The organism is Amylibacter marinus, from assembly GCF_030160015.1.
GTDB classification, from domain to species: Bacteria; Pseudomonadota; Alphaproteobacteria; order Rhodobacterales; family Rhodobacteraceae; genus Amylibacter; species Amylibacter marinus.
The window spans coordinates 227,258-239,683 of record NZ_BSNN01000008.1 but is presented as its reverse complement, the minus strand read 5'-3'; the positions used below and the strand labels follow the sequence as shown (position 1 = coordinate 239,683).

Annotated in this window: 13 protein-coding genes and 2 pseudogenes; 12 read left to right on the top strand and 3 right to left on the bottom strand. The window is 49.5% G+C overall.

The window, feature by feature from the left end; translation table 11 throughout:
- The first annotated feature begins 1 nt into the window (after window position 1).
- From QQL62_RS12615 to QQL62_RS12560, 12 genes are read left to right on the top strand one after another with little or no spacing between them, the layout of a single operon-like run.
- Window positions 2–1,027 carry a carbohydrate ABC transporter permease gene (locus QQL62_RS12615; protein ID WP_284379838.1) on the top strand — a complete coding sequence of 342 codons (1,026 nt, stop codon included), beginning with the start codon at window positions 2–4 and terminating at the stop codon, window positions 1,025–1,027.
- Window positions 1,027–1,911: a carbohydrate ABC transporter permease gene (locus tag QQL62_RS12610; RefSeq protein ID WP_284379837.1), complete on the top strand. Its 885-nt coding sequence runs from the start codon at window positions 1,027–1,029 to the stop codon at window positions 1,909–1,911. The genes QQL62_RS12615 and QQL62_RS12610 overlap by 1 nt, the downstream gene beginning before the upstream one ends.
- Window positions 1,908–2,441 carry an ester cyclase gene (locus tag QQL62_RS12605; RefSeq protein WP_284379835.1) on the top strand — a complete coding sequence of 178 codons (534 nt, stop codon included), beginning with the start codon at window positions 1,908–1,910 and terminating at the stop codon, window positions 2,439–2,441. Before QQL62_RS12610 ends, QQL62_RS12605 begins: the two co-directional genes overlap by 4 nt.
- 8 nt (window positions 2,442–2,449) lie before the next feature.
- Window positions 2,450–3,778 carry a histidinol dehydrogenase gene (gene hisD, locus QQL62_RS12600; RefSeq protein WP_284379834.1) on the top strand — a complete coding sequence of 443 codons (1,329 nt, stop codon included), beginning with the start codon at window positions 2,450–2,452 and terminating at the stop codon, window positions 3,776–3,778.
- A gap of 27 nt (window positions 3,779–3,805) precedes the next feature.
- On the top strand, window positions 3,806–4,813 hold the full coding sequence (locus tag QQL62_RS12595; RefSeq protein WP_431355774.1) for an ester cyclase: 1,008 nt from the start codon (window positions 3,806–3,808) through the stop codon (window positions 4,811–4,813).
- Window positions 4,810–5,568, top strand: coding sequence for an SDR family NAD(P)-dependent oxidoreductase (locus QQL62_RS12590; protein WP_284379829.1), 759 nt, complete (start codon window positions 4,810–4,812; stop codon window positions 5,566–5,568). Before QQL62_RS12595 ends, QQL62_RS12590 begins: the two co-directional genes overlap by 4 nt.
- Complete coding sequence (locus QQL62_RS12585) at window positions 5,568–6,587, top strand: LacI family DNA-binding transcriptional regulator (RefSeq protein ID WP_284379827.1); 1,020 nt, start codon at window positions 5,568–5,570, stop codon at window positions 6,585–6,587. Before QQL62_RS12590 ends, QQL62_RS12585 begins: the two co-directional genes overlap by 1 nt.
- The gene (locus tag QQL62_RS12580) at window positions 6,584–7,552 is read left to right on the top strand and encodes a nuclear transport factor 2 family protein (protein ID WP_284379825.1); all 969 of its coding nucleotides are present in this window, start codon (window positions 6,584–6,586) and stop codon (window positions 7,550–7,552) included. The genes QQL62_RS12585 and QQL62_RS12580 overlap by 4 nt, the downstream gene beginning before the upstream one ends.
- A 4-nt stretch (window positions 7,553–7,556) precedes the next feature.
- Complete coding sequence (locus QQL62_RS12575; RefSeq protein ID WP_284379823.1) at window positions 7,557–8,525, top strand: cupin domain-containing protein; 969 nt, start codon at window positions 7,557–7,559, stop codon at window positions 8,523–8,525.
- Between the two features lie 19 nt (window positions 8,526–8,544).
- Window positions 8,545–9,672 carry a cobalamin-independent methionine synthase II family protein gene (locus QQL62_RS12570; protein ID WP_284379821.1) on the top strand — a complete coding sequence of 376 codons (1,128 nt, stop codon included), beginning with the start codon at window positions 8,545–8,547 and terminating at the stop codon, window positions 9,670–9,672.
- A 2-nt stretch (window positions 9,673–9,674) separates the two neighbouring features.
- The gene (locus QQL62_RS12565) at window positions 9,675–10,358 is read left to right on the top strand and encodes an alpha/beta fold hydrolase (RefSeq protein ID WP_348520668.1); all 684 of its coding nucleotides are present in this window, start codon (window positions 9,675–9,677) and stop codon (window positions 10,356–10,358) included.
- Window positions 10,355–11,050: an RraA family protein gene (locus tag QQL62_RS12560; protein ID WP_284379819.1), complete on the top strand. Its 696-nt coding sequence runs from the start codon at window positions 10,355–10,357 to the stop codon at window positions 11,048–11,050. Before QQL62_RS12565 ends, QQL62_RS12560 begins: the two co-directional genes overlap by 4 nt.
- Window positions 11,051–11,194: 144 nt before the next feature.
- Here QQL62_RS12560 and QQL62_RS12555 read toward each other — a convergent pair.
- The 3 genes and pseudogenes from QQL62_RS12555 to QQL62_RS12545 form a co-directional block, all read right to left on the bottom strand.
- Window positions 11,195–11,349, bottom strand: a pseudogene (locus QQL62_RS12555) (integrase core domain-containing protein); the annotation flags it as partial.
- Window positions 11,332–11,523, bottom strand: a pseudogene (locus QQL62_RS12550) (transposase); the annotation flags it as partial. The pseudogenes QQL62_RS12550 and QQL62_RS12555, both read right to left, overlap by 18 nt.
- Window positions 11,524–11,695: 172 nt before the next feature.
- Window positions 11,696–12,403 (bottom strand): FadR/GntR family transcriptional regulator, encoded by a 708-nt coding sequence (locus QQL62_RS12545; RefSeq protein ID WP_284379817.1) that lies wholly within the window; start codon window positions 12,401–12,403, stop codon window positions 11,696–11,698.
- Between the last annotated feature and the right edge of the window lie 23 nt (window positions 12,404–12,426).

The following is a 12,426-nucleotide window of genomic DNA, read 5'->3' as shown; positions in this document are numbered from 1 at the left end:
CATGAAACATAAGACCTTCTTTTGGTTTTTCTTACCTACGGGACTAGCGATGTTGTTATTCATTGCGTTTCCGATTGTGTCAGTTGTTATTCAATCAATGTATACCCCGCATGATGCAGTTTTGATCACGGTGGAAAATTGCGGCCCATTTGGATGCAAGCAAGCAACCACAATTGATCAAGAAGCTACGGCAAGTTTGCGCGCCGCTGAACCGCTGGGGAAATTTGTGGGAACAGAAATTTTTACCGATCGTGGACATTTGGCCTTTGGTGAAATTGGTGCGGCGTGGCGTGGTTCGGAAACCATGGGCGTATTCTTTTCAAGTATTTATAACCTGCCGTTTTATCGCGCGATGACGTTTACGCTTACGTTCACATTCATTTCGGTGCCTTTACTGATTATTTTGGGATTTATCATAGCATTGGCGGTGAATTCGTTGAACCGACACCTTAAGGGCGTTGTGATCTTCTTTTCCTTATTACCAATGATTGTTGCGCCGTTGGTTGGGTCACTGGTGTTGTACTGGATGGTTGATAGTCGCGGGGTATTGGGGACGTTTATTCAATACCTTGCAAATGATCCTGATTTATCGATGAAGGCATCGACGCCCCTGACGTGGGTTATGATTATTGTTTATGGAATTTGGCATTCAGCGCCATTTGCATTCGTGGTTTTCTATGCAGGTTTACAAACATTGCCCCAAGATCAAATGGAAGCGGCGCAAATTGACGGTGCGTCTCGCTGGGAGCAGGTGCGTTATGTTGTGATCCCACATATCATGCCACTGGTGACCTTCGTTGCCTTGATCCAGCTGATGGATAAGTTTCGCGTCTTTGAAGAGATCATTGGTTTTAATGCCGAGGCGCATGCGACATCGCTGTCGTGGATGATTTTGAATGACTTAAGTGGCGAAACGCAACTGTTGTCTTCGGCGGCGGCGACATCTGTGATGACGCTGGTTGGCGTTGCCATATTGTTATCCCCAGTGCTGGTACGCACGTGGCGCGATTTTCAGGAGAAAACCTAATGTCCTCAGTTTCCGCCCAGCGTCGCCCAAAGGGTCTTCGTATTGCCGCGAATGCGTTTGTAGTTTTCTGGTTAATATTGGCCGCTTTCCCATTTTTGTGGACACTTTGGGGTAGTTTTAAAGTTGAATTGGATTTCTTTTCCATTGCGGATTGGACGAATGCGTTGACGGGTGCGAATACCGAACGTGCCTACGGAACGACCACAACCACAACCGCGTATCATGGCGCGTGGATAGAGCAAGAATTTTGGCGCGCAGTAATAAATACCGCGGTTGTATGTTTCTGTGTGGTTTGTTTGTCGCTGACCATGGGAACCTTGGGGGGATACGCGTTGTCGCGTTCCAATTACCGCTATACTTTCTGGCTGTTGATTGCCGCGTTGATGTTCCGCGCGATGCCGCCAATCACCTTGGTCTCTGGGTATTTGTTACCGTTCTTTCAATGGAACCTGTGGGGCTATTTGCCCACGACGATTGTTGTTCTGGTGGCGATTAATCAGCCATTTACCTTATGGATGTTGCACAGTTTCTTCCAGAAAATTCCAAAAGAGTTGGACGAAAGCGCAAAGGTCGATGGCTGTACACAGTTCCAAGCATTTCGCCATGTTATTATCCCCGTCATGTGGCCGGGTGTGATTACGACAGGTTTGTTCAGCTTTTTGTTGGCCTATAATGATTTCGTGGTTGGCGCCTTGTTGCTGAGCGAAGAGAACCGCACCATGGTCCCCGCAATCGCGGCGTTTTTGGGCACCACACAAACCGAAGGAAATGTGATGTTTGCGGTTGCGGCGGTTGTATCCGCAACGGCCCCATTATTTGTTTTAGTTATGTTTTTCCAACGCCAGATTGTTTCTGGCCTAACTGCAGGAGCGGTAAAAGGATGAGGGGTTCAAGACCTGAGCAGGCGGTTCTGTCACGCGATACAGATATGGCGAAAACCGCGCAAACACGGGCGGTTATCGAAGGCATGGTTGATGGATTGAACGATCACCGCATTGCCGACATTGGCGATTTCTTTTCCGAGACCTTCCGTTGGATGGGAAATAGAGGCTGTGGCACCAAACAGGGGGTGCGTGAATTTCAGGACAATTGGCAAAAGCCTTTTCAGGCGGCGTTTGGTGACAAGGTTTGCGTTGATGAGGCCCGTCTTTACATGGGCGAATGGGCAGCCGCTTTTGGCCGCCAAGAAGCGACCCATCATGGATTGTTTATGGGGATCGAGCCTACGGGCAAAAGAATTGAAATCCGATACATGGACTTTTGGAAAGTTGTTGACGGCAAGATTGTGGACAATTGGGTGATGGTCGATTTCCCGCATGTATTGGCCCAACTGGGTGTTGATGTTTTCAACGGTCACGGATGGGAAGCATATGACAAGGGCGAAAAGACACCGCCCAAACCGAAGAGCGATTAGGATTAAAGATGGCGATTACATATCTTAAACACGGCAAACCCGATACAGAACGCGCAGAGGACGATGCGAAAACGAAAGCGGTTGTTGAAAGCACTTTGAAAGATATAGAGCAACGCGGAGATGTGGCCGTACGCGAGTTGTCGGAAAAGTTTGACGGCTACTCACCAAAATCATTCAAACTGACGGAACAGGAAATTTCCGATTTGATCGCCAGCCTGACGCCACGCGAATTGGCAGATATCAAGTTCGCCCAAGAACAGGTTCGCAATTTTGCCCAAGCCCAGCGCGATAGCATGTTGGACATTGAAGTAGAAACAATGCCTGGGGTGATCTTGGGCCATAAGAATATCCCCGTGCAATCTGTGGGGTGCTATGTGCCGGGTGGTAAATTCCCGATGGTTGCATCCGCGCATATGTCCGTGGCGACGGCGTCCGTAGCGGGGGTGCCGCGCATTGTTGCCTGCACGCCGCCATTCCAAGGAAAGCCTAATGCGGCGGTGATTGCGGCCATGCATTTGGGCGGTGCGCATGAAATTTACGTATTGGGCGGCATTCAGGCCGTTGGCGCGATGGCAATTGGAACGGAAACACTGGAACCCGTGCATATGCTAGTTGGGCCAGGCAATGCATTTGTGGCCGAGGCCAAACGTCAATTGTTTGGGCGTGTGGGTATTGATCTGTTTGCGGGGCCGACAGAAACCATGGTGATTGCGGATGACACTGTGGATGGTGAATTATGTGCCACAGATTTGCTGGGCCAAGCCGAACATGGGTACAACAGCCCCGCGGTTTTGTTGACCAATTCTAAAAAGCTGGCCGAAGACACATTAAGCGAAATCGAGCGTATTTTGAAAATTCTGCCAACGGCAGATACAGCATCCGTCAGTTGGGCGGATTATGGCGAAGTGATCCTGTGCGATACCTACGATGAAATGTTGCAGGTTGCAGATGATATTGCGTCCGAACATGTACAGGTTATGACGGACCGAGATGATTGGTTTTTGGAAAAAATGACCTGTTATGGTGCATTGTTTTTGGGTGCGCGCACCAATGTTTCTAATGGGGATAAAGTAATCGGAACCAACCATACATTGCCCACCAAGAAAGCAGGTCGTTACACCGGTGGTTTGTGGGTTGGAAAATTCCTAAAAACGCATTCATATCAAAAAATTACAACGGATGAGGCCGCAACCTTGGTTGGGGAATATGGTAGCCGATTGTGCATGCTAGAAGGTTTTGTTGGGCATGCAGAGCAATGCAATATTCGCGTACGTCGCTATGGTGGGATTAACGTGCCATATGGCACAGGCGCCCCGCACCGTGAACCCACAGAATAGATGTCAAACCCAACCAACCATAAGCACATGATTGCGCCGCTTCGCGCGGCGTTGCGGGATTTTGATGGGGCGATTGTACGCGAACGCTTGGGCGCGCTCATGGATCCAAATGCCGTTGTGCACATGTGCCATCCGTTTGGTGATTTAGGGGCGGATAATTTTTATGACACTTGTTTTGCACCGCTGGTTCAGGCGATGCCCGACGTCGAGTGTCGCGATACAATTGTTGTGGCCGGTCAAACACCAGAGGGCCGTGATTGGATTGGCTACTGTGGCAGTTATGTTGGCACCTTTAAAGCATCGTTTTTGGACATCCCACCAACGGGCCATTTGGCACATATGCGGTTTCACGAGTTTTTCATGATTGAAAACGGCAAGATCGTAGAGGTCCAAGCGATTTGGGATATCCCCGAATTGATGATGCAGGCGAATGCCTGGCCAATGGCACCCAGTTTAGGGCGCGAATGGGCAACACCCGCACCGATGACCCAAGATGGTTTAACCGATCACGATCTCTGCAAAACCGATGCAAGTGTTCAACATGTTTTGGACATGTTGACGGCCTTGATCAGGCATCCCGTTGAACCAGTCGAAGCAATGGAATTGGAAAAGTTCTGGCATCCAAAAATGAATTGGTATGGCCCAGCGGGGATCGGCACGGCACGCGGGATTGAAGGGTTTCGCAAATGGCATCAAATTCCGTTTTTAAATGCGATGCCCGACCGTGGGCAATTCCCAGATGAAATCGCGCCTCATTTTTTTGGCGAAGGAGAATATGTTGCCGTTACTGGGTGGCCAGACATGGTGCAAACCCTAACAGGTGACGGTTGGTTAGGGATTGTTCCAAATAATCAAAAGATTTCTTTGCGGTCGTTGGATTTCTGGCGGTTGGAGAATGGGAAAATTCGCGAAAACTGGGTTTTGGTTGATCTTTTAGATGTTTACCATCAGTTGGGTGTCGATGTGTTTGCCAGATTGCGGGCATTCAATATGGCAAGGAATACGGCGCCTGTTTTACAAGAAGGATGTGTATGATGTTGCCTAAAACACCATCGTTTTCGCTGAAGGGAAAACGTGCGTTGATCACCGGTGCATCGTCGGGGATTGGACGAGCCTGTGCCGTGGCGATGGCTGAAGCTGGTGCATCTGTAGTATGCGCGGCGCGCACGGCTGGACCATTAAACAAAACCGTGGATGACATGCAGGAACAAGGCTGGGATGCCAGTGCGTTACAATTGGATCAAACGAATTTGGATCAGTTGGAAACAGCCATGCGTGAACCGTTTGATATTGTTATCAATTCGGCGGGTATGGGCCGGCATAAACCCGCGTTGGAAACAACGCCAGAAGACTACGATGCGGTGATGTCACTTAATTTACGGTCTGCATATTTTCTGTCGAAATTTGCGGCGTCGGCGATGAAGGATAATGGTGTTCAAGGATCAATTATCCATCTGTCTTCGCAAATGGGGCATGTTGGCGGCACTGATCGTACGGTGTACTCCGCGTCAAAGCATGCGCTTGAAGGTATGGTAAAGGCGATGGCGATTGAGTGGGGTGAATTGGGCATCAGGATCAATACCATCTGCCCCACATTCATTCGCACGCCTTTGACCCGGGCGACGTTGGACGATCCGAAGCGGGCCGCGTGGATCAACGATAAAATCAAACTTAATCGTGTTGGCGAGGTCGAGGACGTGATGGCGGCGGCGTTATACCTTGCGTCTGATGCGGCGTCTTTGGTGACGGGTACGCATATGATTATTGATGGGGGTTGGACAGCAGGCTGATGAAAGAGAAGGTTACTTCATCACAAGTTGCAAAACTTGCCGGCGTCAGCCAATCCGCGGTGAGCCGCGTGTTTACACCCGGGGCATCAGCCAGCCCGAAAACAGTGCAAAAGGTGCGCGAAGCGGCGATGGAATTGGGGTATCGGCCAAACGTTTTGGCGCGTTCCTTAATCACTGGGAAAAGTCGGATCATCGGCTTGGTTGTCGCATATTTGGATAATTATTTTTACCCTGTTGCTTTGGAAAAGTTATCCAACGCCTTGCAGGCGCAGGGTTATCACGTGTTGGTTTTCATGGCATCAAACGACACTCAATCCACAGAGACAGTGATTGATGAATTGTTAGATTATCAAGTGGATGGAATTATCGTAGCCAGCGTTGGCATTTCCAGCACGTTGACGGCACGCTGCGAGGCGGTTGGCGTTCCAGTGGTCTTGTTCAACAGATCGCAAGAGACAACGGAGCATTCCGCCGTCACCTCTAATAACTTCGCAGGTAGCAAAGTAGTCGCGCAGTTTCTGGTGGCAGGCGGTCACAATCGGATTGCCTATATAGGCGGTTGGGAAGGGGCATCGACACAACGTGACCGCGAAGCAGGGTTTCGTGCGGGTTTGAATGATGCAGGTCATACCTTGGCGGCGCATGGGCTGGGGGATTTTGTTGTTGAGAAGGCGCAAGACGTCGCCCGTGAGATGTTTTCAGTGAGCAATCACCCCGATGCGGTTTTCGTGGCAACGGATCACATGGCGTTGGCGGTGATGGATGTTTTGCGGTTCGAATTGAACTTAAAAATTCCCGAAGACGTCAGCGTTGTGGGATATGATGATGTGCCACCCGCAGCATTGAAGGCTTATAATCTAACGACCGTGCGCCAAAGGGCAAATGTTATGGTTGAAGAAACGGTAAGCCTGATCATCGAGAAAATTGATAATCCTGTATCTGTTGCACGCCATATCAAGGTTGAAAGCCCTTTGATTGTGCGCGGATCAGCCAAAATTCCAAAAGGATGGGACACATGAAAGGTTTCTCGGAAAAATTTAGCGACTTCCCAGATTACATAATCGGGATCACCAAAGAGATTTGGGAAGATCGCGGTTTGGCGACATTGCACCACTATTACGCACCCGACATTCCCGTGCGTTCGCCATCATCCATCGTGATTGGAAATAAGGGTGTTATTGCCGCAACGATGGCGACATTGGCCGAATTTCCAGATCGCCGCCTGTTGGGCGAGGATGTGATATGGTCTGGTACACCTGAAGAGGGGATGCTGTCGTCGCACCGTATTTTGTCAACGGCCACACACGCCGGAAATGGTGTTTATGGCGCCGCGACTGGTAAAAAATTACAGTATCGCATCATCGCAGATTGTCATGCGATCAATAACCAAATCAACGACGAATGGTTGATCCGAGACCAAGGTGCAATCGTGCGCCAAATGGGGTGGGATCCAAAACAATACGCTGTTGATTTAATTGAAAAGGAAGGCGGGCCGGAACATTGTAGCGCGCCGTTCCACCCGCGCATGGATCAAGAAGGCCCCTACAAGGGGCGTGGAAATGACAATGTGTGGGGGCAGAAATACGCGGATGTTTTGAACCGCATTATGGGTGCAGATTTAGGGGTGATACCCGCTGAATACGACCGTGCTGTGACCGGATTTTATCCGGGTGGCCATGAATTGCTATCAACGGATGGTGTTGACAAGTTTTGGATTGGACTGCGGTCATCATTCCCGTCCGCAGAGTTCAAAATAGAACACCAAATCGGACGTGAAGATCCAATGATGCCGCCACGCGCCGCAATTCGCTGGAGCCTGACAGGTAAACATGAAGGTTGGGGCGATTTTGGCAAGCCAACAGGTGCGGAAGTTCACGTGATGGGCATCAGCCATGTCGAATTCGGCCCTTGGGGTATTCGCCGCGAATATACATTATTTGACGAAACCGCGATTTGGAAACAAATCGCAATGCACACAGGATAGAGTGATGACACCGACAGAAATGGAAGCACGCATCGTAAGATATGGCGAATTGATGCCATGTAAAACCGCATTCATTGATGCACACACGCCTGGAAGCGATCAAAAAGAAAACTTTACGATTATTGGTGGCGGTGTCAGCGAAAGCGCGGATCAACATGTTCACATTCGTGACACGCCAGGGTTTAACATCGGCGCCGCCGGCCAGCCACCAAAGTGTAGAAATTCATTGCATACTCACACAACAGCCGAGGTGTTTTTTGTTCTAAAGGGAAGATGGCGTTTTTTCTGGGGACGTTGGGGTACAGCCGGTGAGGTGACGTTGGAAGAAGGTGATATTTTCAATATTCCAACCGGAATTTTCCGCGGTTTTGAGAACATTGGCACCGACTATGGGATGATCATGGCAGTTCTTGGCGGTGATGATGCGGGTGGCGGCGTAACCTGGGCCCCACAGGTGATTGAAGATGCGGCGGATCACGGTTTGGTTCTGGGTGAAAATGGGCGTTTGTACGACACCAAACAGGGTCAGGAGCTACCCGATAATGTTGCGCCAATGAAAACCTTAACGGAGGATTTGTTGGAACGAATTCCAGAACCAACATCCACCGAGGTTATCCCACAGTATGTCGCGAGGTACCTCGATTTGATGGGGTTGTCCCGAAATGCACCTGCCAAAGTTATCGCCGAAGATGGCATCCTGCGTGACAAACCGGGATTTGAAATTGATTTCGTGTCACGTGGTTCGCTGAAAGGCGAAGAAATTGAATTCCAAGATAATGTTGTTCTGATGCCGGTGCGGGGGCATTGGAAACTTGAATGGGAAGGGGGCTCAGCCACGTTGAACCCTGGTGATACATGTTTGCTGCCGGCAAATTTCAAGCATCTCTTGGCACCTTCAATGACGGGTGAAGCCAGCCTTTATCGTATAATTTCGAATGACGACCCTGCCGGCCCGACGTGGACAAACCTGTAGTTTTTGAAAGGGATAGAAATTGACAAAAATACTAACCTCACATGTGGGTAGCCTGCCACGCAGCCAAGAAGTGGTTGATTTTATTTTTGCGCGGGAAAATGGCAAAGAATACGACACTGCCGCTTTTGATGCCACGATGACGGCGGCAGTGGATGACACAGTTGGTAAACAAGCGAAAGCTGGTATTGATATTGTGAGTGATGGCGAGACGTCCAAAATTTCCTATGCGACCTATGTGAAGGATCGCTACACGGGATTTTCGGGTGACAGTGAACGCAATGCGCCAGAGGATCTAAAAATGTTTCCCGGGTTTCTAAAGCGATTGGCCGATGATGGTGGAACACCGCAATATGCCCGACCAATGTGTACGGGCGAGGTGAAATCCAAAGGTCAAGGAGAATTGCAAAAGGACATCGACAACCTAAAGGCTGGGATGGCGAAACACGGTGTTACGCGTGGTTTCATGAATGCGGCGTCACCGGGCGTGATTTCATTGTTTTTGCAAAACGATTTTTACAAAACTCGCGAAGCTTATTTGGCGGCTTTGGCAGATGCCATGCGGGATGAGTATGAAACGATTGTTGCATCGGGGTTAGATTTGCAACTGGACTGCCCAGATTTAGCACTGTCGCGGCACATGTTGTTTAACGATCTAAGTGATGCAGAGTTTCTGAAAGTCGCGGCAATGCATGTTGAAGCGTTAAACCATGCATTGGAAAACATTCCAGCCGAGAAAATACGTTTGCATATTTGTTGGGGGAATTATGAGGGGCCGCATTGTTGCGATATCCCGATGGATACAGTGTTTTCGACATTGATGTCCGCCAAGCCGCAATATGTGTTATTCGAAACATCCAACCCTCGCCATGCGCATGAGTGGACGGTCTTTCAAAACCGTAAATCAGAAATTCCAGAAAATAAAGTTTTGGTGCCAGGTGTGGTTGATACGACAACTAACTTTGTTGAACACCCGGAATTGGTGGCGCAGCGCATTGAGCGCTTTGTTTCGATTGTCGGGGCGGATCGTGTTATTGCTGGATCAGATTGCGGATTTGGCACCTTTGCCGGATTTGGTGCGGTTGATCCGGATATTGCCTATGCTAAATTGGCCAGTCTTGTTGATGGCGCGGCGCTGGTGAGTGGCTGATTATGACGTTGGTTTTGTTGCCTGGAATGATGTGCGATGAACGATTGTTTGCGCCACAGATCGAAGCCTTTGACGATACTGTTGTTTATACGCCCGTCCGCGAGAATAGTATGACGGATATGGCGCAAAATGTTCTACAACAAGCACCAGATCAGTTTGACTTAGCGGGATTGTCCATGGGCGGTATTATTGCCATGGAAATCATGCGATTGGCACCTAAACGCGTTCGACGCCTAGCATTGATGGATACCAATCACCGGGCGGAATTGGATGCGGTGAAGCAGGCGCGGGCTCCGCAAATTGAGGCGGCCAACACGGGACGCTTGTCGGCGGTAATGCGCGAAGAAATGAAACCTCGCTACTTGGTAGATGGGCCAAACAAATCACGTATTTTGGATATTTGTATGGACATGGCGATGGATTTAGGTGCGGAGGCATTTGTCAACCAGTCCAACGCCCTAATGGATCGACGCGATCAAAGCGATACGTTAGCGGCGATCTCCTGTCCGGTTTTAGTCATGTGCGGAGCGTATGACCAATTATGCCCAGTATCAAGACACGAGGAGATGGCGAACATTATTCCAAACGCCACACTAACACTGATTGAAAACGCGGCCCATTTGCCAACACTTGAAAACCCAACCCAAACGACAGCCGCATTGCGAAGCTGGTTAGAGGCAGTATGACCCCATCCCTACTTAAAAAACTAAGATCTGTAGACACGCCGACGGTTTGCAATGCTATCGAAGTTGCGCAAGGTAAACGCGGGTTTTCCGCATTTACCCGTGGGACGATGTTATGCAGCGCGCCAGACGAGCCGCCCATTGTCGGCTTTGCGCGAACTGCAAAAATTGCAGCTGTTAACCCGCCAAGCGAACCGACTGATGTCATCAAAAAAAGACGCATGGATTATTACAGGTACATGGCAGAGGCGCCAGCACCGTCAGTTGTTGTGATCGAAGATGTGGATTATCCCGATTGTATTGGTGCCTATTGGGGCGAGGTTAATACAACAATCCACAAAGGGTTTGGTATGGCAGGGACCTTGACGAATGGTGTGATGCGCGACTTGGGCGATATGCCAGATGGGTTTCCCGTGGTTGCAGGATCAATTGGGCCTAGCCATGGGTTTGTTCATGTCCGTGAGATTGGCACACCTGTAAATGTGTTTGGGCTATGCGTTGAAGAAGGTGATTTAGTTCATGCAGATCGCCATGGCGCAGTCGTTGTTCCGCGTGACGTGATCGGTAAATTGGAAGCCGCAATCGAAAAACTTTTGTCCACTGAACATCTTATTATTGGCCCCGCATCTGAACCCAACTTTGACTTCGATAAATTTGAAGCTGCATGGACGGAGTTTGAGAAAAGTCGTACCTGAATTGAAAAGAAAATGTAATTTATGCTGACAGGGTAGCCGCTTCCCTATGTTGTTCAATTACCTGAAATGCCATGCGTGGCTTAGCCCCGCCGAGTTGGTTCATGTTTAATATCGGTGCATGATCGGCCTTTGGTCTAGCATGATGCTTTTTGGCGCTGATGGTTTGTATCCCAGTGCGCTGTGGGGGCTTTCTGTGTTGTAGAGATTCCTCCATTTTCAATGATGATCTGCGCTTCTTTGAGTGTGTAGCATATTTCTCCATTCAGCAATTCATCACGCGGTCTGGCGTTACAGCTTTCCAGCGCCTTCAGTTTGCGCGCATCGGATGGCTCTATTCCGCCGCACTTGGCCTTGGACTTGTATAACGTCGCCTCGCTGGTCCTGTGCCTTCTGCATAGGTCTGCAGTCCGCTCACCAACCTCCTGTTCCTTCAAGATTGATATTATCTGTTCGTCGGTAAATCGCCTCTTCATAGGTTTGTCCTTTGCTTGGGCAGACTCTGCATCATTTTGGGGGAATTTTAGAGGCGCAGGTCAGATCCATGTCGAAAACTTTCGACCGTAGGATGGAAAAGCCCCTTGGCTTTCGAGCGAATGGCGGCCTAAATGAAAACTTGGAGCGGCACTAAATGGGACAAGTTCGCTATTATATATCTCCGAAAGTTTCTCTTACTTGTGACCAAGCATTCTGCAGATGATCGCGTAGCGCAGCCTCTGCCAGATCTGCGTCGCGCATCAGGATTGCATCAAAAATTGCGAGATGTGCTTGGTAATTTGCTTCATTGCGTGATGGGAGTCGCGGCATCTTTGACCAATGTGGGGCAAGCCATGTTGTGTATGCTTTGTTTATTGCGGGCAAAACCGGATTGCGCGAGATGCCATAAAGAACCTTGTGAAAATCAATATCGGTTTGATAGAAAGCGGCGCTGTTTTCAATGGACTCTTTGTTTGCTGCAAGTGCCTCTTTAAGCCTTGCGATGTCTGATTTGTCGGCGTCCTTTGCGGCTTCGCGTACCAACATCGATTCAATCATAATACGGGTGTCGAACAGGTTCTTTACACCACCTGGTTCGTGCAAGAGATGCGTGACAATGCTTTCTAATGCATTGAACGCGGCATCGTATCCAGGTTTGCGAACTACGGGGCGGTAACGTGGTCGCGCTTCTACTAAACCCTTGTTTGAAAGAGCAACAACTGCCTCGCGAACTACGGTGCGACTGATGCCGAATTCTTCCATCAGATCGCGCTCTGCGGGCAAGGTTTGTCCGTCCTTTAGTTCCCCTGATTGTATTTTAAGGGAAAGTTGGCGAACCACAAGATCCGCTGCGCGGTCGGTGTTGTCTTTATCTGACAAGAAAGTTCTCCTTTGGTGACCAT